Source organism: Actinophytocola sediminis, assembly GCF_054779715.1.
In genome coordinates, this window is sequence record NZ_BAAGXS010000005.1 from 35,539 (window position 1) to 57,549 (window position 22,011).

The 22,011-nt window shown below is 71.2% G+C and carries 22 protein-coding genes; 15 read left to right on the forward strand and 7 right to left on the reverse strand.

What is annotated here, in order from left to right; all coding sequences use genetic code 11:
• Window positions 1-15 precede the first annotated feature (15 nt).
• Together ACYVIP_RS03090 and ACYVIP_RS03095 are read left to right on the forward strand one after the other, a co-directional pair.
• Entirely contained in the window at window positions 16-537 is a 522-nt protein-coding gene (locus ACYVIP_RS03090; RefSeq protein ID WP_460391725.1) for a GNAT family N-acetyltransferase, read from the forward strand.
• 67 nt (window positions 538-604) lie between these two features.
• Window positions 605-1,411 carry a methyltransferase domain-containing protein gene (locus ACYVIP_RS03095; protein ID WP_460391727.1) on the forward strand — a complete coding sequence of 269 codons (807 nt, stop codon included), beginning with the start codon at window positions 605-607 and terminating at the stop codon, window positions 1,409-1,411.
• Here ACYVIP_RS03095 and ACYVIP_RS03100 read toward each other — a convergent pair.
• From ACYVIP_RS03100 to ACYVIP_RS03110, 3 genes are read right to left on the reverse strand one after another with little or no spacing between them, the layout of a single operon-like run.
• Window positions 1,386-2,159, reverse strand: a complete 774-nt coding sequence (locus ACYVIP_RS03100) for an SGNH/GDSL hydrolase family protein (RefSeq protein ID WP_460391729.1) — start codon at window positions 2,157-2,159, stop codon at window positions 1,386-1,388. The two genes, ACYVIP_RS03095 and ACYVIP_RS03100, sit on opposite strands and share 26 nt — an antisense overlap.
• Window positions 2,141-2,713, reverse strand: a complete 573-nt coding sequence (locus ACYVIP_RS03105) for a PadR family transcriptional regulator (RefSeq protein WP_460391731.1) — start codon at window positions 2,711-2,713, stop codon at window positions 2,141-2,143. The genes ACYVIP_RS03100 and ACYVIP_RS03105 overlap by 19 nt, the downstream gene beginning before the upstream one ends.
• Before the next feature lie 40 nt (window positions 2,714-2,753).
• The gene (locus ACYVIP_RS03110; RefSeq protein ID WP_460391733.1) at window positions 2,754-3,407 is read right to left on the reverse strand and encodes an ACT domain-containing protein; all 654 of its coding nucleotides are present in this window, start codon (window positions 3,405-3,407) and stop codon (window positions 2,754-2,756) included.
• A 199-nt stretch (window positions 3,408-3,606) separates the two neighbouring features.
• Between ACYVIP_RS03110 and gatC the strand changes: the two genes are divergently transcribed.
• Genes gatC through ACYVIP_RS03130 form a run of 4 tightly spaced genes read left to right on the forward strand, consistent with a single transcriptional unit; the run spans window position 3,607 to window position 9,948 of the window.
• Window positions 3,607-3,906: an Asp-tRNA(Asn)/Glu-tRNA(Gln) amidotransferase subunit GatC gene (gene gatC, locus ACYVIP_RS03115; protein ID WP_460391735.1), complete on the forward strand. Its 300-nt coding sequence runs from the start codon at window positions 3,607-3,609 to the stop codon at window positions 3,904-3,906.
• A complete protein-coding gene (gene gatA, locus ACYVIP_RS03120) occupies window positions 3,903-5,420 on the forward strand; it encodes an Asp-tRNA(Asn)/Glu-tRNA(Gln) amidotransferase subunit GatA (RefSeq protein ID WP_460391737.1) in 1,518 nt (505 codons plus the stop codon). The genes gatC and gatA overlap by 4 nt, the downstream gene beginning before the upstream one ends.
• Window positions 5,417-6,925, forward strand: coding sequence for an Asp-tRNA(Asn)/Glu-tRNA(Gln) amidotransferase subunit GatB (gene gatB, locus ACYVIP_RS03125; protein WP_460391739.1), 1,509 nt, complete (start codon window positions 5,417-5,419; stop codon window positions 6,923-6,925). Before gatA ends, gatB begins: the two co-directional genes overlap by 4 nt.
• Before the next feature lie 2 nt (window positions 6,926-6,927).
• Window positions 6,928-9,948: an AfsR/SARP family transcriptional regulator gene (locus ACYVIP_RS03130; protein ID WP_460391941.1), complete on the forward strand. Its 3,021-nt coding sequence runs from the start codon at window positions 6,928-6,930 to the stop codon at window positions 9,946-9,948.
• A gap of 172 nt (window positions 9,949-10,120) precedes the next feature.
• On the opposite strand, the gene ACYVIP_RS03135 is transcribed toward ACYVIP_RS03130, so the two are convergent.
• The gene (locus ACYVIP_RS03135) at window positions 10,121-11,305 is read right to left on the reverse strand and encodes a PQQ-dependent sugar dehydrogenase (protein ID WP_460391741.1); all 1,185 of its coding nucleotides are present in this window, start codon (window positions 11,303-11,305) and stop codon (window positions 10,121-10,123) included.
• 52 nt (window positions 11,306-11,357) lie between these two features.
• On the opposite strand from ACYVIP_RS03135, the gene ACYVIP_RS03140 reads away from it, so the two are divergent.
• The 4 genes from ACYVIP_RS03140 (at window position 11,358) to ACYVIP_RS03155 (ending at window position 14,843) form a co-directional block, all read left to right on the forward strand.
• Window positions 11,358-12,263: a 2-hydroxyacid dehydrogenase gene (locus ACYVIP_RS03140; RefSeq protein ID WP_460391743.1), complete on the forward strand. Its 906-nt coding sequence runs from the start codon at window positions 11,358-11,360 to the stop codon at window positions 12,261-12,263.
• 49 nt (window positions 12,264-12,312) lie between these two features.
• Window positions 12,313-13,032, forward strand: a complete 720-nt coding sequence (locus tag ACYVIP_RS03145) for a DoxX family protein (protein ID WP_460391745.1) — start codon at window positions 12,313-12,315, stop codon at window positions 13,030-13,032.
• Window positions 13,033-13,054: 22 nt separating this feature from the next.
• Entirely contained in the window at window positions 13,055-14,287 is a 1,233-nt protein-coding gene (hemW, locus tag ACYVIP_RS03150) for a radical SAM family heme chaperone HemW (protein WP_460391747.1), read from the forward strand.
• Between the two features lie 142 nt (window positions 14,288-14,429).
• Window positions 14,430-14,843 (forward strand): PGPGW domain-containing protein, encoded by a 414-nt coding sequence (locus ACYVIP_RS03155; RefSeq protein ID WP_460391749.1) that lies wholly within the window; start codon window positions 14,430-14,432, stop codon window positions 14,841-14,843.
• Here ACYVIP_RS03155 and ACYVIP_RS03160 read toward each other — a convergent pair.
• From ACYVIP_RS03160 to ACYVIP_RS03170, 3 genes are all read right to left on the reverse strand, one after another.
• Window positions 14,815-15,024, reverse strand: coding sequence for an EF-hand domain-containing protein (locus ACYVIP_RS03160; RefSeq protein WP_460391751.1), 210 nt, complete (start codon window positions 15,022-15,024; stop codon window positions 14,815-14,817). The two genes, ACYVIP_RS03155 and ACYVIP_RS03160, sit on opposite strands and share 29 nt — an antisense overlap.
• Before the next feature lie 11 nt (window positions 15,025-15,035).
• A complete protein-coding gene (locus ACYVIP_RS03165) occupies window positions 15,036-16,304 on the reverse strand; it encodes a histidine--tRNA ligase (protein WP_460391943.1) in 1,269 nt (422 codons plus the stop codon).
• Between the two features lie 202 nt (window positions 16,305-16,506).
• Window positions 16,507-17,178 (reverse strand): TetR/AcrR family transcriptional regulator, encoded by a 672-nt coding sequence (locus ACYVIP_RS03170; RefSeq protein ID WP_460391753.1) that lies wholly within the window; start codon window positions 17,176-17,178, stop codon window positions 16,507-16,509.
• A 246-nt stretch (window positions 17,179-17,424) separates the two neighbouring features.
• On the opposite strand from ACYVIP_RS03170, the gene hrcA reads away from it, so the two are divergent.
• From hrcA to ACYVIP_RS03195, 5 genes are all read left to right on the forward strand, one after another.
• A complete protein-coding gene (gene hrcA / locus ACYVIP_RS03175) occupies window positions 17,425-18,450 on the forward strand; it encodes a heat-inducible transcriptional repressor HrcA (protein WP_460391755.1) in 1,026 nt (341 codons plus the stop codon).
• A gap of 77 nt (window positions 18,451-18,527) precedes the next feature.
• Window positions 18,528-19,673, forward strand: coding sequence for a molecular chaperone DnaJ (dnaJ, locus tag ACYVIP_RS03180; protein ID WP_460391757.1), 1,146 nt, complete (start codon window positions 18,528-18,530; stop codon window positions 19,671-19,673).
• Entirely contained in the window at window positions 19,670-20,407 is a 738-nt protein-coding gene (locus tag ACYVIP_RS03185; RefSeq protein WP_460391759.1) for a 16S rRNA (uracil(1498)-N(3))-methyltransferase, read from the forward strand. Before dnaJ ends, ACYVIP_RS03185 begins: the two co-directional genes overlap by 4 nt.
• Before the next feature lie 210 nt (window positions 20,408-20,617).
• Window positions 20,618-21,601, forward strand: a complete 984-nt coding sequence (gene ligD, locus ACYVIP_RS03190; protein ID WP_460391945.1) for a non-homologous end-joining DNA ligase — start codon at window positions 20,618-20,620, stop codon at window positions 21,599-21,601.
• A 10-nt stretch (window positions 21,602-21,611) separates the two neighbouring features.
• Complete coding sequence (locus tag ACYVIP_RS03195; protein ID WP_460391761.1) at window positions 21,612-21,965, forward strand: histidine triad nucleotide-binding protein; 354 nt, start codon at window positions 21,612-21,614, stop codon at window positions 21,963-21,965.
• Window positions 21,966-22,011: the final 46 nt, after the last annotated feature.

Sequence of the window (22,011 nt, forward strand, 5' to 3'; positions counted from 1 at the left end):
GGAACACAGCTCAACGTGACTACGGCAGTTAACCCCGGGGAGGCGGGCCGGTTCGTGGTTCGGCGGGCGGGGGCCGACGAGGTGCCCGAGGTCGGCCGGCTGACGGTGCGGACCTACGTGGCCGAGGGCTTCGTCGCGGCCGAGGACGACTACGCGGCGACCCTGGCCGACGCGACCTCGCGGTTCCACGACGCGGAGTTACTGGTCGCGGTGGACCCGGACGGCTCGATCCTCGGCACGGTCACGATCGCGCCACCCGGTTCCCCGCTGGTCAACGTGGCCGAGCCGGCGGAGTTGGAGTTCCGCATGCTCGCGGTGGCCTCCTCGGCGCGCGGCCGGGGCGTGGGTGAGGCACTCGTGCTGGCGGTCATCGACCGGGCGGCGGAACTGGGCCTTGGCGCGGTGATGCTCAGCAGCCAACAGGGAATGACCGCCGCCCACCGCCTCTACCGCCGGTTCGGCTTCCAGCGCACGCCGGAGCGGGACTGGAGCCCGAACGGCCACGAAGTCCTGCTCACCTTCCGCCTCGACCGCTGAGTGGTCCAGTTAGCGGGTCCGACTGTGGACCTGTTCGGTGTGCCACCAGGCGGGCAGGGTTGACCCCATGGACACCGCGACCCGTTACGTACACGGCTATTCCGCGCTCGAGGCCCGCCGGCTGGACGACCAGGCCGACACCCTGGCCCAGCTGCTGCACGGCGACACCGGCTACCCGCCGGGGAGCACGGTGCTCGAGGTGGGCTGCGGCGTCGGCGCGCAGACCGTCCACCTGCTCGCGTCCAGCCCCGGCGCCGAGCTCACCGCCGTCGACGTGTCGGCCGACTCGCTGGCCGTCGCGCGGGCGCGGGTCGGCGAGCGGGTGCGCTGGCAGCAGGCCGACCTGCACGCACTTCCCTTCGCCGACAACGAGTTCGACCACCTCTTCGTGTGCTTCGTGCTGGAGCACCTGCCCGACCCGACGCGGGCGTTGCGCGCACTGCACCGGGTGTTGCGTCCCGGCGGCACGATCACCGTGATCGAGGGCGACCACGGCTCGGCCTACTTCCACCCGCACAGCGAACTCGCCCAGCGCACGATCGACTGCCTGGTACGCCTCCAACCCGGCGACGCACTGCTCGGCCGCCAACTCCACCCACTGCTGACCGCCGCCGGCTACCACGACGTGACCGTCACCCCCCGCGTGGTCTACGTCGACGACTCCCGGCCGGCACTGGTGGACGGCTTCACCCGCAACACGTTCGTCGCCATGATCGAGCCGGTGCGCGCGCGGGCCATCGCCGCCGGGCTGATGACCGAGCAGGAGTGGGCCACCGGCATCGCCGACCTCCGCCACACGGCCGATCCCGGCGGCACGTTCAACTACACCTTCTTCAAGGCCACCGCGATCACTCCGCACCGAGGACCGGCGTGAGGTCCGGGCGTTTGGCCACCCGGCCGTCGCCGGAGGACTGGCCGCGTAGTCGGCGCATGATCCACGGGCCGGCGAAGCTCGCGGTCCAGCGCAGTTCCGTGTCCACCCGCCGCCAGGCCGTCGGCTTCGGTTGTGGGGTGAGGGAATCCGTCCACGTCAGGTCGCTGCCGGGTAACTCGAGCGCGTGCGCGGCCGCGGCCGCCATCCGTGCGTGCCCCAACTCGTTGAGGTGCAACCGGTCCGCACTCCACAGCCGAGGGTCCGTACAGATCGGATAGGCCGTCAGATCCACCACGGTCACCCCGTGCGGCGCGGCCGCCGCCCGGATCGCCGCGTTCAACGCCACCGTCCGCGCCGACAGCAACCGCCCGGCCGGCGCCAGTCGCGCCGGATCGGGGAACACCACCGTCAGTACCCGCGCCCCGACCCCGACCAGCGCCGCGAACATCGCCGCCAGCTCATCGGCCACCGCCGAGGGATCGAACCGCCGGCGCAACAGGTCGTTCACGCCGGCCATCACCGAGGCCAGGTCCGGGCGCATGGCCACCGCCGAGGCCAGCTGCTCCTGGCGCACCTCCCAGGCGCGCCGCCCGCGCACCGCCAGGTTCGCGTACCGCAGCTCCGGGTTCGCCGCCGCCAGCGCGGCGGCCAGCCGGTCGGCCCAGCCAAGGTACTCGCCGCGCCCCGGGTCCCAGTCCATCATCCCCTCGGTCTGGCTGTCCCCAAGAGCTACATACCGCTCGTACATCGCGCCTCCCGTGCCCGCAGTACCGTCGCCACCTCCGCGCACCAGTCCCGGTGCTCCCGCTCGAACCGCAGCCCCCGCAGGCAGGTCAGGTACGGGCCGATCCGCTCGCCATCGCGCAGGAACCGCTCCTCGGACAGGTCGCCACGCATCCTGGCCAGCAGGTCGCCGAAGATCCGGATCTTGGCCTCGGCCATCACCACCCGCTCGTCGAGCTGGGCGAGCACGCCGGGGACCGCGACCGCGTCGATGCCCTGGACCTTCACCAGGAGGTCGTCGCGGATGAACGACGGTTTGGCCGGGGTCGCCGCCCAGCGGGTCAGCTCCGCCACCCCCGCCGGCGTCACCGTGAACAGCCGTTTGGTCGGGCGGGTTTCCTGGACCACCTCGCGGCCGGCGACCAGCCCGGCGCGCTCCAGCTTGGTCAGCTCCGCGTACAGCTGCTGGGGCAGCGCGTGCCAGAAGTTCGCCACGCCGACGTCGAACGCCTTCGCCAGCTGGTAGCCGCTGTACTCGCCGTCCAGCAGCGCCGCCAGCACGGCATGTCGCAGGGCCACGCCCCGACCATAGTCACATTGTTGACTAATCAGAATGTGACTAGCCCGACAGCACCACCGCGATGATGCCCGCCAGGTGCGCGAGCCGGGCCACCTCGGCCGCCCGGAACTGCGGCCCGCCCGGCCTGCCGACCAGCAGCACCCGCTCCGGCTTGCCCAGCGGCGTGGCCGCCAGCTCGGTGCCCAGCTCCCGCCAGGTCTCGGGCACCCAGCTCTCCTCGCCGTCGAGCACGGTCGCCCGGCCCAACGGCAGCCACGGCAGGTCCAGCACCTTCAGCTGCGGGGCCGCCGTGCTCGCGGTGAGCGTTCGCGCCCCCTCGTCACCGGGGCCGACCACCATCGCCCAGCCCGCGCGCACGATCCGCGGCACGCCCTCGGTGAAGATGGCTAAGCCCTGGTCCGGTTTGCCGGCGACGTCCTCCACCAGCTCAAGCTCGCGGTGGGTGTCCAGCACGCCGGCGTAGGGTCGAACCGCGTCGACCTCGACATTGCTCACCGACTCCGCCGCGGTGATCAGCGCGTCGGGCAACCGGCCCTTCGGCAACTCGACGACGAGGTCGTCGATCGCTTGGCCGGAGTTTCGTTCCACCACGTCCACGCTCAGGATGTCTGCCCCGATCTCACCGAGCGCGGTCGCGACCGCGCCCAGCGCCCCCGGGACGTCCGGGAGCTGAACCCGGATCAGGAAGGACAAGGCGAACGCCTCCTAGTCTCGTGCCGGCCGACGATTCTCGCAGACGCGAGATGCGCCCCGCGCCTGCCGTCCACGTGCCGGGATCCGCCGACAGCGGCACCGGCCAGCTTTGCAGCCCGAACAACCCGTTCGGGTCGCGCCAGGCACTCGAAATAGACTCGGTCCACCAAACTCAGCACATACGCAGGGAGTTCGTCCAGTGCCCAACATCTCCCGCGAGGAGGTCGCCCACCTCGCTCGCCTGGCCAGGCTAGCTGTCACCGAGGACGAACTGGACAAGTTCGCCGGTCAGCTGGACGTCATCCTCCAGTCGGTGGCCAGGGTCGGCGAGGTGGCGGCCGAGGACATTCCGCCGACCTCGCACGCCGTTCCGCTGCGCAACGTCTACCGGGCAGACGAGATCCGCCCCGGCCTGACCCAGCAGCAGGCACTGGCCGGCGCCCCCGCCGTCGAGGACGGACGCTTCCGCGTCCCCCGCATCCTGGGAGAAGAAGCATGACCCCGTTGGTTCGGAAGACCGCTGCTGAGTTGGCCGCGAAGATCCACGCCGGCGAACTGTCCTCGGTGGAGGTCACGCAGGCCCACCTGGACCGGATCGCCGCGATCGACCCGACCGTGCACGCCTTCCTGCACGTGGACACCGAGGGCGCGCTGGCCGCGGCCGACGCGGTCGACCAGGACGTGGCCGCCGGCCGGCCGGTCGCCTCGCCGCTGGCCGGGGTGCCGCTGGCGCTCAAGGACGTGTTCGCCACCAAGGACATCCCGACCACCTGCGGGTCGCGGATCCTGGAGAACTGGGTCCCGCCCTACGACGCGACGGTCACCAGCAGGCTGCGCGCGGCCGGCATCGTCGTGCTCGGCAAGACCAACATGGACGAGTTCGCGATGGGCTCCTCCACGGAGAACTCCGCGTTCGGTCCCACCCGCAACCCGTGGGACCTCGACCGGATCCCCGGCGGCTCCGGCGGCGGCTCGTCGGCCTCGCTGGCCGCCTTCGAGGCGCCGCTGGCGATCGGCACCGACACCGGCGGCTCGATCCGCCAGCCCGCGTCGGTCACCGGCACGGTCGGCGTCAAGCCGACCTACGGCGGGGTCTCGCGCTACGGCCTGGTCGCGTTCTCCTCCTCGCTCGACCAGGGCGGGCCGTGCGCGCGCACCGTGCTGGACGCGGCGCTGCTGCACGAGGTGATCGCCGGCTACGACCCGGCCGACTCCACCTCGATCGACGCGCCGGTGCCGCCGGTGGTGGCCGCGGCCCGTGCCGGCGCCGGCGGTGACCTGCGCGGGGTGCGGATCGGCGTGGTGCGCGAGTTCACCGGCGAGTGGTACCAGGCCGGGGTGCTCGGCGCGTTCGAGCAGGCCGTGGCCCAACTGCGCCAGCTCGGCGCGGACGTGGTCGAGGTCTCCTGCCCGCACTTCGACTACGCGCTGCCCGCCTACTACCTGATCGCGCCGAGCGAGGCGTCGTCGAACCTGGCCAGGTTCGACGCGATGCGCTACGGCCTGCGGGTCGGCGACCAGCAGGGCAACAGCGCCGAGCAGGTCATGGCGCTGACCCGCGAGGCCGGCTTCGGCGAGGAGGTCAAGCGGCGCATCATGGTCGGCACCTACGCGCTGTCCTCCGGCTACTACGACGCCTACTACGGCCAGGCGCAGAAGGTGCGCACGCTGATCTCGCGCGACTTCGAGCGGGCCTTCGCCGACGTCGACGTGCTGGTCTCGCCGACCACGCCGACGACCGCGTTCCGCATCGGCGAACGGATCGACGACCCGGTGGCCATGTACCGGGCCGACCTGTGCACGATCCCGGCCAACCTCGCCGGCACGCCCGCGATGAGCGTCCCGGCCGGACTGTCCGATGAGGACGGTATGCCGGTCGGCCTGCAGGTCATGGCCCCCGCGTTGCAGGAGCAGCGGATGTACCGGGTGGCCGCCGCCTACGAGTTCGCCAGGGACGCCGCCGACGGCGGCTCGTTGATCAACCGCGTGCCGGAGCTGGAGGTCGCCCGATGAGTCTGTCCACTGTGGACCTTCTGGACTACGACGAGGTGCTCGAGCGCTTCGACCCGGTGCTCGGGCTCGAGGTGCACGTCGAACTGTCCACCAACACCAAGATGTTCTGCGGCTGCCCGACCGCGTTCGGCGCCGAGCCCAACACCCAGGTCTGCCCGGTGTGCCTGGGCCTGCCCGGCGCGCTGCCGGTGGTCAACGGCAAGGCGGTCGAGTCGGCGATCCGGATCGGACTCTCGCTTGGCTGCGAGATCGCGCAGTGGTGCCGGTTCGCCAGGAAGAACTACTTCTACCCGGACATGCCGAAGAACTTCCAGACCTCGCAGTACGACGAGCCGATCGCGTTCAACGGCTCGCTGAACCTGGAACTGGCCGACGGCACGGTGGTCGAGGTCGGCATCGAGCGCGCGCACATGGAGGAGGACACCGGCAAGTCGCTGCACGTCGGCGGCGCGACCGGGCGCATCCACGGCGCGGAGCACTCCCTGCTGGACTACAACCGGGCGGGCGTGCCGCTGGTCGAGATCGTCACCAAGCCGATCGTGGGCACCGGCGCCCGCGCGCCGGAGGTCGCCCGCGCGTACGTGACCGCGCTGCGGGACCTGTTGCGCGGGCTGGACGTGTCCGACGTGCGGATGGACCAGGGATCGCTGCGCTGTGACGCGAACGTGTCGCTGATGCCGCGCGGCACCACGGTGTTCGGCACCCGCACCGAGACCAAGAACGTCAACTCGCTGCGCAGCGTCGAGCGCGCGGTGAGCTACGAGATGACCCGCCAGGGCGCCGTGCTCACCGCCGGCGGCGAGATCGTGCAGGAGACCAGGCACTTCGACGAGTCGACCGGCAGCACCTCGGCCGGGCGGCGCAAGGAGACCTCCGAGGACTACCGCTACTTCCCCGAGCCGGACCTGGTGCCGATGGCGCCCTCGGTGGAGTGGGTCGCGCAGCTGCGCACGACGCTGCCGGAGATGCCGTGGGAGCGCCGCAAGCGCATCCAGGCCGACTGGCGGCTGTCCGACCTCGAACTGCGCGACCTGGTCAACGCGGGCGCGATCGACCTGGTCGCGGCCACCGTCGACGCGGGCGCCACCCCCGACCAGGCCCGCTCGTGGTGGGTCAACTACCTGTCCCAGGAGGCGAACTCCCGGGCCGTCGAGCTCGCCGAGCTGCCGATCACCCCGGCCCAGGTCGGCCGGGTGGCCGTGCTGGTCACCGAGGGCAAGCTGACCAACAAGCTGGCCAGGGAGGTCGTCGACGGCGTGCTCGCCGGCGAGGGTGCGCCGGACGAGATCGTCGAGCGGCGCGGGCTGGCCGTGGTCTCCGACGACACCGCCCTCTACGCCGCGATCGACGAGGCGCTGGCCAGCCAGCCCGACGTCGCGGACAAGATCCGGGGCGGCAAGGTGGCTGCGGCCGGCGCGATCGTCGGCGCGGTGATGAAGGCGACCAAGGGCCAGGCGGACGCCAAGCGGGTGCGCGAGCTGATCCTGGAACGCTGCACCGGTTGACGGTGCGATTCGGCGTACTGGGACCGCTGCGCGCGGTCGGGCGGGACGGCGAGTGGCTGCGTCTGCGCGGCGACCGGCAGCGCACGCTGCTCGCCATGCTGCTGTTCCACGCGGGCGAGCAGGTGCCGACCGAGCGGCTGGTCGACGCGCTCTGGCCGGACCTGCCGCCCAAGTCCTACGCGTCGAACCTGCACACCTACGTCTCCCGGTTGCGGGAGCGCATCGGGCCGGTGATCGACCGGGCCGGCAACGGCTACCGGCTCGACGTCGACCACGACGACCTGGACCTGCTGGTGTTCACCACCGAGGCCCGGCTGGGTCGCCGCGCCGCGCGCGCTGGCGACCCGGCCGCCGCGGCCAGACACCTGCGGGCGGCACTGGCCCAGTGGCGCGGCCGGCCGGTCGCCGACCTGCACGTGCCGGCACTGGACGCCGACGTGACCAGGCTGGAGCTGGAGCGCCTCGCGGTGTTCGAGGACTGCGTCGCGGCCGAGCTGGCCGAGGGCCGGGACGCCGAGCTGGTCGGTGAACTACAGGCGATGGTCGCCGAACACCCGCTGCGCGAGCGGCTCACCGCGCTGCTGATGGTCGCCCTGCACCGCTGCGGCCGGCGCGCGGACGCGCTGGAGGCCTACCGGCGCGCCCGCGCCACCCTGATCGAGGAGACCGGCATCGAGCCGGGCGCCGAGCTGCGCGGCGTGCACACCGACGTACTGCGCGGTGAGGACGGCGCACCGGGCGACGAGCCGGACTGGCCGGTCTGCCAGCTGCCGGCCGACGTCGCCGACTTCTCCGGCCGGGACCGGGAGGTCGACGGGCTGGTCGCGTTGTTCGCGCACGCGCCCCTGGTCGTGCTCACCGGTGAGCCGGGGGTCGGCAAGTCGACGCTCGCGGTCCGGGTGGCCCACCGGCTGCGCGCCGCGTTCCCCGACGGCCAGCTCTACGCCCACCTCGCCGGCGCCACCCGGCCGCGCGGCGTCGACGGCGTGCTCACCGACCTGCTCCGCTCGCTGGGTGTCACCGGCCCGGCGATCCCCGACGACCTGCAGGCCAAGGCGGCGGTGTTGCGCAGCCGGCTGGCCGACCGCCGGGTGCTGGTCGTGCTGGACGACGCCGCCGACCCCGCGCAGGTCCGTCCGCTGCTGCCGGGCACCTCGACCAGCGCGGTCCTGGTCACCAGCAGGCAGCGGCTGTCCGGGCTGGTCGGCGCGCACCGGGCCACCGTCGAGCCGTTCACCGACGCCGAGGCCGGCCGGCTGCTGGCGCGGATCGCCGGCGAGCGGGTGACCGGCCAGCCGGCCGACGCCGCCAGGATCGTCGCCGCGTGCGGGAACCTGCCGCTGGCGTTGCGCATCGCCGGCACCCGGCTGGCGCTGCGGCCCCAGCTGGGGATCGGCACGCTGGCCGACCGGCTGGAGGACGAGCTGTGCCGGCTCGACGAGCTGACCGTCAGCGACCTGCAGGTCCGCTCCAGCATCGCGCTGAGCTACCGCGCGCTGAGCCAGGCCGCCCAGGAGACCTTCCAGCTCATCGGCATCGTCGACCTCGACGACCTGCCGGCGTGGGCGATCGACGTGCTGCGCCGGGACGCCGACGGGCCGGTCGAGGAGCTGGTCGAGTCGAGCCTGCTGCAACCGGCCGGGGCCGACGGCACCGGCGAGCCGCGCTACCAGATGCACGACCTGGTCCGCGCCTACGCCAGGGAGCTGGCGCTGCGCGCCGACGGGCTGGCGGCCAGGCGCGCGGCCAGCGACCGGTTTGTGGGCGCCGTGCTCGCGCTGGTCGACTCGGCCGCGCGCCGGCTGCCCAGGGTCGCGCCGCTGCCCGACCTGACCGGCGAGCCGGTGACCTCGCCGCTGGCCGGGGACACCGAACGGCGGCTGCTCGCCGAGCCGGACGCCTGGTTCGCCACCGAGCGGCCGGTGCTCGTGCAGGGCATCGGCGTGCTGTGCCGGGTCCACCAGTACCGCGCGGCCTGGCTGATCTTCGAACGGTTCGCCAGACACCTGTGGCTGCACGGGCACTACGCGGACCTGCGGACCTGTGCGCAGACCCTGACCAGGGCCGGGGACCCCGAGGTCGCGGCCAGGGCGGCGGCGGTGCTCGCGTTGCTGCTGCACGTGCGCGGCCAGTACACGGAGGCGGTCGCGGCCTACCGGTGCTGCGCGGCCCAGTTGGCCGAGCTCGGCGACCGGCAGGCACTGGCCTGGGTGCGGACCAACCTGGCGAACTGCCTGATCGGGCTCGGCGAACCGGAGGAGTCGCTGCGGCTGGTCGACGAGGCCGAGGAGCTGTTCGCGACCCTGCCGGCCGACGAGCTCGGCGCGGCGTCGGTGCCCAGGACCAGGTCGGCGGCACTGAACCGGATGGGCAGGCTGGTCGAGTCGGTGCGCATCGACACCGCCGCGGTCGCCAGGGCACGAGCGGCCGGCACGTCCCGGCGGGTGGCGCCCGCGCTGCAGAGCCTGTCGTGGAGCCTCGCGCTGACCGGGGCACTGGACGCGGCGGCCGACGCGGCGCGGGAGGCGGTGTCGCTGCTGCGCTCGACCACCGCGCGGTCCGCGCTGGCCAGGGGACTGCGCACACTCGGCGCGATCCACGCCGGCCGAGGGGAGCGGGCGCTCGCGGTGGCGGCGTTCGAGGAGAGCCGGGCGATCGCGCGGGAGATCAACGAGCTGCCCCGGGTGCTGTCCGGCACCCGGGCGATCGCCGCGAGCTGGGTGGGCGACGGGCGGGCGGCCGAGGCGGTGCCCGAGCTGCGCCGGTGTGTGCGCGAGTACCGGGCGATGGGCAGCCTGTCCTCGGCGACGGTCACCCTGCGGCTGCTGGCGGCGGCGCACGAGGCGCTGGGGGAGCGGGGCGCCGCCGCGGCCGCGCTGGCGGAGGCCGAGACGCTGGCCGACCCCCGCGACGCCAACGCCCAGACCCTGTACGTGCTGCTGCTGAACCTGACCAGGCCTGATCGGGGGCGGGAGCCGGATGTCCCCTGCGTGTCCGGCGCCCGTTCCCCGTCAGCTACCTGACCGCCGTGGCGTACTCGCCACCGGCGGGCAACCACGTGCACACGAGTGTGCTGCTCCTTGGATGGAACGAGGGTTGCCGGTGATCGCCCAGACGGCACCCCTCGTTGGCCGTGGCTGATCACCGGGTGACCACGTTACGAAAGCCCGCCATACGGAACGCACACAGAGGCGGCTAGTCCGGGCCGCCGCTGCCGCTGCTGTTGGTCATCAGGATGGTCACCGCGCGGTCGTCGCTGGACACCGGCTGGCCGCCGGCGCCCTTGTTGATCGTGCCGCCGATCGCCACCTGCTCGTTCACCAGATCCATGCCACTGAGCAGGCCGAAGCCGTCTTCTTTGGCCAGGTTGACGACCGGTTTGCCGGAGAACGAGCCGTCCTCGGCGATCGGCAGGGTCTGCAGGCTGCCGGTGCGCGCGGTCGCCACCCACAGGGCGTTCGGCGTGGACGCGCAGCCGGCGACGCCCGGCCGGTCCGGCCAGCTCCACGCCGGCGCGGACATCGGCTCGCCCGGCTGGAGCAGGTAGAGCAGGTCGCGGTCGGCGCCCTGGTCGGTGACCCACATCCGGGAGCCGTCGAGCGAGGCGCACACGCCGCCGGGGGTGCGCAGGCCGCTGGCGATCACCGCGGTGGCCGGGTCGGGGTTGTCCGGCGCGGGGCGGCCGTTGGCGTCCAGTCGCAGCACCTTGCCGGCGAGGGACTTCGGGTCGGCGGCCAGCGCGGGGTTGCCCGCGTCGCCGGTGGCCAGCAGCAGCGCGCCGCGATGGTCGACGGCCAGTGCGCCCCGGTTGCCGGTGGCGCCGCGCGGGATGCCGGTGAGCACCGGCTTCGGGGTGTCGCCGGGGGCGATGCGCACCAGCCGGTTGTCGGTCGGCGTGCTGAGGTAGGCGAAGATCAGCTGGTCCTCGGCGTAGGTCGGGGACAGCGCGAGCCCGGTCAGACCGCCGTCGGTGGATGCGTCGACCGGGGCCACCGCGACGACCTCCGGCGCGACGTCCTTCTTCACCCGCAGGATCCGGCCGGTGGTGCGCTCGCCGACCAGCGCGGACGGGTCCCGGCCGTCGCCGGGCAGCGCGGCGACCGCGGTGAGCTGGTTGAGGCAGGTGGCGATCACGGCGGGGTGGAAGTCGGTGCAGCCGTCCGGCGGCGGGACCTGCGACGGCGGCGGTTGTCCTCCGGCGCCGCCGGGGCCGCTGCTCGATCCGCCGTCCGGGTTCTGCGGCTCCGGGGCGGCCTGCGGCTGGATCTCCTCCTGCGGGCGCCAGTCCTCCGGCTGCTCGGCGACCGTGGCGCAGCCAACGGTGACCAGTACACCACCGACGGTCACCGTCGCCATCAGCCTTCGCCACCAGACCGCCATGTCCCCAAGCTAGGTGACCACGAGTGAATCGCACGTGAGAGGCTGGGCGATCGTGACGATCACTGTCCTGGTGCCCGACGATGAGGGCGTGGCCGCGCTGGCCGGGATCGACGGCATCACCGTGGTCCGCTACGACCCCGAACGGCCGCTGCCCACCGACGCCGACGTGCTCGTGCCGAGCTTCCTGTCCGAGGTCGATCCGGCCGTGTACGTGGCGCAACTGCCGAGCCTGCGGCTGATCCAGCTGCAGACCACCGGCGCGGAGAACTGGGTCGGCCGCATCCCGGAACGGGTGCTGCTGTCGACCGCGCGCGGGGCGCACGGCGGAAGTACGGCGGAATGGGCGCTCGGCGCGCTGATCGCGGTCTACCGGGAGCTGATCCCGTTCGAGTGGGCCCGGCAGGCGCGCGACTGGACCCGCCGGCCGACCGACACGTTGCAGGACAAGCGGGTGCTGGTGCTCGGTGCCGGTGACCTCGGCCAGCGGATGCGGCGCAGGCTGGAGGCCGGCGACGCGACCGCGACGTTGGTCGGCACCCGGGCCAGGGCGGGGGTGCACGGCATCGACGAGGTGCCCGACCTGCTCGGCGAGCACGACGCGGTGGTGCTCATGGTGCCGCTGACCGCGCGCACGACCGGGCTGGTCGACGCGGAGTTCCTCGCGCGGATGCCCGACGGTGCGGTGCTGGTCAACGCCGCGCGGGGCAAGGTCGTGCACACCGAGGCGCTGTTGGCGGAGCTGACCAGCGGGCGGCTGCTGGCGGCGTTGGACGTCACCGACCCCGAGCCGTTGCCGGCGGATCACCCCCTGTGGACCGCGCCCGGGCTGTTGCTCACCCCGCACGTGGCCGGCAGCGTGTTCGACGTCCGCAGGCGGGCGTATGCGGTGGTGGCCGAGGAGGTCGCCAGGTTCGCGAGTGGTGCGCGGCCGGCGAACCTGGTGCACGGCGAGTACTGACATCGACCGTTCGGGTGATTACTCCCGGCAATGCCCTACCCTGCGCGGGGTGACTACTGACGACAACCGCCCTCGGGCCGCGGGCGGTTACGCGGATAGCGGCCGATACAACGCCGACACCGAGGATCTGGGTTTCGCCGGCCAGTCCTCGTCGGACTCGTCGATGTACGACGATGCCGGCTACTCCTCGCCGACCACGATGATCCCGGGGAGTTCGACTTTCGACAACGATGACGACGACGACTTCGGCAGTGCGTTCGACGAGCCGGACCGGCGCGTCAAGTGGCACGGCGGGCTTGACTTCGGCCTGTTGGTGCTGCGGCTGGTGCTCGGCGGGTTGTTCGTCGTGCACGGCCTGGACAAGTTGTTCGGGTGGTTCACCGACTCCGGTGGCATGGACGGCATCGAGCAGATGCTCACCGGATTCGACTTCACCGAGCCGAAGATCCTCGCCTGGGTGCTGGCGCTCAGCGAGACCGTTGGCGGTGCGCTGCTCGTCGTCGGCCTGTTCACGCCGGCGGGGGCGGCCGCGGTGCTCGCGGTGATGGCCAACGTCATCGTCGTGAAGGGCGACTGGAACCTGTTCCTCGGTGGCGTCGAGCTGGAGATGGTGTACGCGGCGGCCGCGTTCGTGCTGCTGTTCACCGGTCCTGGCCGGGCCTCGATCGACCGTAATACGCACTGGTGCCGCAAGCCGTCGATCTACGGGATCGTGTTCCTGATCATCGCCGGTGGGGCGTCGGTGGTGACCCTGCTCGTGTTCCGCTGAGCCGCGGGCGGAGGATGGGGTAGTGCCATCCGCGCTACCTGACGGCGACGCCGCGCCCCTGGACGGGTCGCTGCCCGAGTCCGCCCTGCGCGGGCTCGGGCGCCGGCCGTTCGGGGTCTATGTGCACGTGCCGTTCTGCGCGACCAGGTGCGGTTACTGCGACTTCAACACCTACACCGCGGCCGAGCTGGCGGAGTCACCGGCGTCGCCGAAGTCGTGGTTGGACGGTCTGCGCCGCGAACTGGACCTGGCGGCCGGCGTGCTGGTCGAGCCGCCGCCGGTAGCCACGGTGTTCGTCGGCGGTGGCACCCCGTCCCTGCTCGGTGCGGAGGTCCTGGCCGAGGTGCTGGCCGCTGTCCGGACCACGTTCGGCCTGGCCCCCGATGCCGAGGTGACCACGGAGTCCAACCCCGAGTCGACCTCACCGGAGTTCTTCGACGGCATCCGGGCGGCCGGGTACACGAGAGTGTCGCTGGGGATGCAGTCGGCGGCGCCCGGTGTGCTGGCGGTCCTCGACAGGACTCATACGCCGGGCAGGGCCGTCGCCGCCGCGAAAGAGGCCCGCGAGGCCGGTTTCGAGCACGTCAACCTGGACCTGATCTACGGCGCGCCGGGCGAGCGCCCGATGGACCTGGCGGCCTCGTTGGACGCGGTCCTTGCCGCAGGTGTTGATCACGTGTCGGCCTACGCGCTGATCGTTGAGGAGGGCACGGCCCTGGCCCGCCGCATCCGGCGAGGCGACCTACCTCCACCGGATGACGACGTGCTGGCGGCGAGGTACGAGCAGGTGGACGCGGCGTTGTCGGCGGTGGGGCTGCACTGGTACGAGGTGTCGAACTGGGCGGCGGGCCCGGCGGCCTGGTGCCGGCACAACATGGGGTACTGGCGCGGGGCGGACTGGTGGGGTGCCGGGCCGGGGGCGCACAGCCATGTCGGCGGGGTGCGTTGGTGGAACGTCAAGCACCCGGCGAAGTACGCCGAGCTGTTGGCGAGCGGCCGGTCGCCCGCGGCCGCGCGGGAGACGCTGACGGTGGCGGACCGCCAGCTGGAGCGGGTGATGCTGGAACTGCGCCTGGTCGACGGCCTGGTGATCGACGCGCTGGACCCGGACGGCCAACAGGAGGCCAGACGAGCGGCGGCGGAAGGCCTGCTCGACCCGGCGGCCCTGGCCGGGGTCAACGGCCGGTTCGGTCGGTGCGTGCTCACTCCACGCGGCCGCCTCCTCGCTGATGCCGTGGTCCGCCGCCTGACCTGAGCTTGTCCGGTCGCGGCCAAGGCCCCCAGCCCGCTGAATTCCGGGCAGCCGGCCGCCGTGGTCAGTGCCGGTCCAGGCGGACGCGCAGCGAAATCTCCGCGAACGGGTGAGGATTGATGGCACTATGCCCGCCAAGGACCACATGAAGCGCGTGACGATGTCGATCGTTGGCTGTCTGGTGCTGCTGATCGGCGTCGCGTTGCTGGTGCTCCCCGGGCCGGGCCTGCTGCTCGTCCTCGCCGGGCTGATCATCCTCGCCGGCGAGTTCCCGAAGCTGGAACAGTACGTCGACCCGGTGCGTGACCGGGCGATGAAGGCCGCCGAGGACAATGTGTCCTCGCCGCTGCGCATCGCCGGCTCAGTGCTTGCCGGCGTCGGGCTCATCGCCGCGGGCGTGGTGTGGGGGTCGCGAGTGTTCCCGTGGCTGCCCTTCCCCGGCTGGAGCACCGGGTCGAGCCTGATCGTCTCCGGACTCGTGCTGTTCGCGTTGCTGGCCTGGAGCTACCGGAAAGTCCAGGCGCGGCGCGCTAACCAGCCCGGTTCCACGCCACCGTGAACTCCGGCAGGGAGATCCTGCCGTCCCGATCGGCGTCCGCGTCGGCGAAGATCGACTTGAGCTCGGGCTCGGTGATCTCCTCGCCGCGAGCGGACATGGCGGTTAGGAATTCCTGTTCGGTGATCTGACCGTCCTCGTTCAGGTCGAGTTCGGCGAACGTCCTGGCGAGTTCCTCGTGCACTGGCAAGCCTCCTAGTTGCCGCGAAGGGGACGCACGTCCGGCAGTTCGGTGAGGTCCTGATCGGCCTTCACCGACAGGAATCCGGTGAATCCCCAGCCTTCCAGCCGAGTGAGCTGGGCCGGGAACTTACCGCTGCGCCGAACCGGCGACACCACCGCGTCCCGCTCGGTCCGCAGCCTGCGGGCCACCGCAAGCGCAGTGGCCACCGGAACGTCCGCCTCGAAGAGCACCGCGAGGCGCTCAGCTGGGGGAGCGGCGGACACCAGGTCGACGATCCGTTCGAAGCCGATCGAGAACCCGCACGCCGGCACCTCGGTGCCGAGAGAGCGACCGACCAACTCGTCGTAGCGCCCGCCACCAGCGATCGAACCCGCCGCGTCCGGGTGCGAGATCTCGAAGATCTGCCCGGTGTAGTAACCCATGCCGCGCACCAGGGTCGGGTCGAACGACCACCGCGTGGCGTCCGGCAGCTCGGCCAGACAGGCAATCGTGGTGGCCAGATCCTCCGCGACGGCCGCCGGCAGGTTCGGCACCGCGTCGGCGAGCACGTCGACGACCTTGTCGGTGGACAGGTCGCCCAGGGCGTCGAGCTTGTCCCTGGCCGCGCGCACGACCTCCCCGGACAGACCGCGTTCCCCGGTCAGTTCCGCCTCGACCCCCGACCAGCCGATCTTGTCCAGCTTGTCGACCGAGACGAAGAACCCGGCCTTGGCCGCAGACGGGACGCCGGCCGCACTCGCCAGGGCGGCGAGGAACCGCCGGTCGGACAGCCGCACAGTCGTGCCGGTGAGCCCCACCGCGGCGAGCGCCGCGGTGGTCGCCTCGATCAGTTCGGCCTCCGCGAGCACGCTCTGCTCACCGAGCAGGTCGATGTCGCACTGGTAGAACTGGCGGTATCGGCCCCGCTGCGGACGCTCCGCCCGCCACACCGGACCGAACTGGAACGAACGGAACGGCTGCGGCAACTCGGCCCGGTACTGGCTGTAGAACCGGGTCAGCGGCACGGTCAGGTCGTACCGCAGCCCCAGGTCCACCAGGTCGGCGAGCGCACCGGAGGACACCTGCTCGTCGAGTCCGCGACGCAGGATGCGAAACAGGAGCTTCTCGTTGTCACCCCCCTGCCCGCCAGTCAGCCGCTCGATCCGCTCCAACGCCGGGGTCTCGATGCGCTGGTAGCCATACCGCCGGTAGATGTCCTGGATGACGCCGAGCACCCGGTCACGGGTGGCGACGGCCGAGGGCAGCAGGTCACGGGTACCCCTCGCGGGGCTGTTGTCCATCTTCACGAGAAGGTCCTAGTTTCGGTTGGCCGGTGGTCAGCTCGGGACGATCAGCAGGGCCGATGGCTGAACACGAGAACCTCCGCACGGAACTGTCATGGACAGTCCCGATTCTCGCACGCACCGCCGATCGAATAACGCACTCCCTTGCTCCACCACCCCCGGACCGATCATCGGCCGACTCGACCGCGATCCAGGAACCTCACCGATTGCCCGGCAGTCCCGCCAGAAACACGTTCAGCCCGAACTCGTACCGTTCGGCGACCGAGGTCGACCCGGGTATCGAGTCGAGGCCGAGCAGGTTGGGGAACGTCGCCGACCTGGACCTCATGTAGTTGCGAATCTGGGCTCCTCTCTTCTCGATCTCGTCACTGATCTCGTTCGTGTGCACGGCACCGGCCTCCATGGCGAACGCCGCCACCCACTGGGACAGCAGTCCGAAGGCCAGCGCACCCTCGATCTGCGACAGTCCGCCCTTGCGGAAGACGGCGATCACGCCCTCCGTGAGGAGTAGTGAGTTCGGTCCGGTCGGTCCGGTGGTCTCCATCGCCACTCTGGCGATGCCCGGGTGGGCCGTCAGCACCTCGTACTGTGTCCGGGCGATCTCCCGTATCTGTTCCTGCCAGCGCTGCGGGTCGGGCTCTGGCAGCGGGACCCGGCCGAGTAATCGGTCGAGCATCAACTCGTGCAGTTCGTCCTTGTTGCTCACGTGGGCGTACAGGGAGGCCGCGCCAGTGTCGAGTTCCTGGGCCACCCGCCGCATGCTGACCGTGTCGAGACTCTCCTGACCAAGCATCGACAACGCCGTGTCCACGATCAGGTCCTGACTCAACGCGCGGCGCACGGGCCGCTCCTCCGCTCGGGGCCAGGTCATCGACACCACCTCCTTCTCCTGACAACGAACACTGTACTTGACACGAACGACGTTCGCAAGTAGAACAGAATTCGTCGAGCGAACATCGTTCGAAGCGAGGTGGGTCGGGTCCAGCGCCCCGTCCGCCGACCTGCTGTTTGACAACTCAATAGTGAGGTCCAGGCCCGGTGTACATCTGTTCGGCACCAGTTCGACCGATCGCCGTCCCCAACTCCGTAAACTTGCGGTGAGGACGGAGGTGACAGCTTGGTGAGCACGGATGAGCGGCGCTTCGCGGTGCTGCGCGCCATAGTCGCGGACTACGTCTCCAACCAGGAACCAGTGGCGTCGAAGGCGATCGTCGAACGGCACAACCTCGGAGTCTCCAGCGCCACCGTGCGCAACGACATGGCCTCCCTCGAGGAGGACGGCTACATCGCGCAGCCGCACACCAGCGCGGGCCGGATCCCCACCGACAAGGGCTACCGGCTGTTCGTCGACCGGTTGTCCGAGGTCAAGCCGCTGTCCGGCGCGGAACGACGGGCGATCAGCTCGTTCCTCGACGGCGCGATCGACCTCGACGACGTCCTGCGCCGTAGTGTCCGCATGCTGGCGCAGCTCACGCGGCAGGTGGCGATCATCCAGTACCCGACGCTGACCCACTCGCTGGTCCGCCACATCGAGCTGGTCCAGCTCACCCCGGCCCGCGTGATGCTCGTGCTCATCACGGACAACGGTCGGGTCGACCAGCGGATGATCGATCTCGGCGATGTCGTCACCGATGACAGCGTCGCCCGGCTGCGCACCATGCTGAACTCGACCCTGGTCGATCACCGGGTCACCGACGCGGCGGCCAAGGTCGCCGACCTGATCGAGGAGGCGCCATCAGAACTGCGCGACGCGATGACCCGCGTCGCGACCGTGCTGGTGGAGTCGCTGGTGGAACATCCGGAGGAGCGGCTCGTGCTCGGCGGCACCGCCAACCTGACCCGCAACGCCGCCGACTTCCCCGGTTCCCTGCGTCAGGTCCTCGAGGCACTCGAGGAGCAGGTGGTCGTGCTCAAGCTGTTCGCGGCGGCCGGCTCGCCGGGCACGGTCATGGTGCGTATCGGGGAGGAGAACGAGGCCATGGAGATGCGCAGCACCTCGGTCGTCTCCATCGGCTACGGGGCACACGAGACGCTGCTCGGCGGTATGGGTGTGGTCGGCCCCACACGGATGGACTACCCCGGCACTATCGCGGCCGTTCGGGCCGTTGCCAACTATGTGGGAGACATTCTGGCCGGGCGCTGACGCCCGACCGGAAACGAACGTAGGGATTCATGCGAACCCAGGTGCAAGGTGCACCCGGGCAGGAGGACGGGACAACGGTGGCGAGGGATTACTACGGCACTCTCGGGGTGCGGCAGGACGCGACATCCGAGGAGATCAAGCGTGCCTACCGCAAGCTCGCGCGCGAGCTGCATCCGGACGTCAACCCGGACGAGGCGGCGCAGGAGAAGTTCCGCGAGGTGACCGCGGCCTATGAGGTCCTGTCCGATCCGCAGAAGCGCAAGATCGTCGACATGGGCGGCGATCCACTCGGCAACGGTGGTGGCGGCGGTCGCGACCCGTTCGCCGGCTTCGGGCTCGGCGACATCATGGACGCCTTCTTCGGTGGCGGGGGCGCTGGTGGCGGTCGTGGCCCGCGCAGCCGGGTACAGCCTGGCTCGGACGCGCTCATTCGTATCGAGCTGACGCTGGAGGAGTGCAACACGGGAGTCAGCCGGGAGCTGACGGTCGACACCGCCGTGCTGTGCGACGTGTGTCGTGGCTCCGGCTGTGCCGAGGGCACCTCGCCACAGGTCTGCGACACCTGCGCGGGTCGTGGCGAGATCCAGTCGGTGCAGCGGTCCTTCCTCGGCCAGGTCGTCACGGCGCGTGCCTGCCCGGTGTGTCGGGGGATCGGCGAGGTCATCCCCGACCCGTGCCGGCAGTGTGGCGGCGACGGTCGGGTCAGGGCCCGGCGCACGATCACCGCGAAGGTCCCGCCGGGCGTGGCCGACGGCATGCGGGTACGGCTGTCGGGCCAGGGCGAGGTCGGTCCTGGCGGTGGCCCGGCGGGCGACCTGTACGTCGAGGTCGTCGAGCGACCGCACCCCACGTTCGAACGCAACGGCGCCGACCTGCACTGCACGATCCGGATCCCGATGACCACCGCGGCACTCGGCTCGGTGCTGCCGATGGACACCCTCGACGGCACGGTCGACCTGGAGCTGGAGCCGGGCACCCAGCCGAACACCGAGCTGGTGTTGGCCGGGCAGGGGTTGCCTCGGCTGCGCTCCTCCGGGCGGGTCGACGGTCGCGGCGACCTGCACGTGCACGTCGAGGTCGACATCCCGGCGAAGCTCGACGCCAAGCAGACCGAGCTGCTGCGCGAGCTCGCGAACCTGCGGGGCGAGGAGGAACACGTGGTCGCGTCCACCAACGGACGGGCCGGCGGGATCTTCTCGCGGCTGCGCGCGCGGCACCGTTGACCGCTCCGGTTTTCCTCGTGCCGGCGTTGCCCGCCGGTTCGTCGTTCGTGCTCGACGGGCCGGAGGGCCGGCACGCGGCCGCGGTGCGCCGGCTCGAACCGGGGGAGCCGCTGGTCATCGCGGACGGCAAGGGCGGTGCCGCTGCCTGCGTGGTCGAGTCGGTGGACGGGAAGACCGCCCTGTCACTGACGGTGGCCCGTCGCTGGCAGGACCCGGCGCCCGCTCCTCGGCTGGTGCTGGCCCAGGCGTTGGTGAAAGGCGATCGTGGTGAGCTGGCCGTCGAACTCGCCACCGAATGCGGGGTCGACGCGGTCGTGCCCTGGCGGGCGTCCCGCAGCGTGGCGAAGTGGGACGACGGCCAGCGCGGGGAGAAGGCGTTGGCGCGGTGGCGAAGCACGGCACGCGCCGCGGCCAAGCAATCCCGGCGCACCTGGGTTCCGGACGTGGTCACGCCGAGGAGCACGTCGGCACTGGCTTCCCTGGTCTCGGAAGCCGCATCCGCCATAGTGCTCGACTCCCGCGCCACCGACGGTCTCGCGACCCTTCCGTTACCCGCCGATGGCGATTTGATCATCATCGTCGGACCGGAGGGAGGTATTTCCGATGATGAGTTGGCGACCCTGGTCGCGGCAGGAGCGCAGGTAGCGAGGCTGGGACCGACGGTCCTGCGCGCGTCGACCGCTGGAACGGCTGCTATAGCTGCGCTAGGAGTACTCACTCGACGCTGGCGCTGAGCGTGCGCGACGGTCTACGCTTTGCAGTGCAAGGCATGGGGGGTTTGGTTTCCTCCAGCTGAGCGTGAGGCTACCGCCGGACACCTCCCCCCTCGGTCCGGCGGCGCCGCGTTGCGGTGGAGCGACCCCCAGGCTTCACCGCAACGCGGCATCCTTCCTCTGACACCGAAACACCATGTGTCACTCGGTTTCATTGCACAACCGACCGTCATGGCCACTACCTTTGCCTCTGTGGCGGCTAAGTCGACTCCCTTTGCGGAGCTTGAGGTCGGTGACCATGTCGTGCGGATCAGCAATCCCGACAGGGTGTATTTCTCCGCGCGGGGCGAGACAAAGCTCGATCTCGCGCGCTATTACCTGTCTGTCGGCGATGGCATCGTGCGTGCGCTGCGGGAACGACCCTGCATGATGCATCGGTTTCCCGATGGCGTGGACGGGGAGAAGGTCCACCAGAAGCGGTTGCCGCGCGGGGCGCCGCCATGGGTCGAGACGGTGCGGGTCGACTTTCCCCGCTACGGGCGGCACGCCTACGAGTTGTGTGTCACCGAGCTGGCGAGCGTTGTCTGGGCCACCCAAATGTCCTGTGTGGAGTTTCATCCGTGGAATTCACGTCGCGCGGACACCGAGAAGCCGGACGAGTGGCGGATCGACCTCGATCCGATGCCCGACTGCTCCTTCGACCGGGTCCGGCAGGTGGCCGTGGTCGTCAAGGAGGTGCTCGACGAGCTCGGCGCGGTCGGCTGGCTCAAGACCTCCGGTGGCAAAGGGCTGCACATCTACGTCCGGATCGAGCCGAGATGGGGGTTCGCGGACGTCCGCCGAGCGGCACACGCGTTCGCCAGGGAAGTCGAGCGGCGAGCCGATGACCTGGTGGATCTGACCTGGTGGCGCAAGGATCGGGACCCCAGCACGGTGTTCGTCGACTACAACCAGAACACCCGCGATCACACGATCCGCAGCGCGTACTCGGTGATCGGTGTGCCGGAGGCGCGGGTGTCCACGCCGATCGCCTGGGATGAGCTGGCCGACGTCGACCCGCGAGAGTTCACCATCGCCACCGTGCCCGGTCGCTACGCCAAGCTGGGTGACCTGCACGAAGGCATCGACCAGGCCGTCTACTCGCTCGAGCGGCTCCTGGACTGGGCCGATCGGGACGATCTCCCGGTGACCGAGGAGCCGGACGGGACCGATTAGCCTGCAGCGCATGTCGGACTGCCTGTTCTGCAAGATCGTCGCTGGGGACATCCCGGCCACCACGGTGCACGAGACCGATACGACCCTGGCCTTCCGGGACATCAACCCGCAGGCCGACGTGCATGTCCTGGTCGTACCCAAGGTGCACCACGAGGACGCCGCCGCGCTGGCCGCCGCCGACCAGCGGCTGTTGGCCGACGTCATCGCCACCGCCGCCGAGGTGGCCAGGCTGGAGGGCATGACCGAGCCCGGGTACCGCTTGGTCTTCAACACCGGTGAGCACGCCGGGCGCACCGTGTTCCACGCCCATCTGCACGTGCTCGGCGGCGAGCAACTCGGCTTGTTCGGTCGGCCGACGGGCTGACGTGGCGCAACGTCGATGCGGGATGCCGGTGCCTGCGACTAGCATT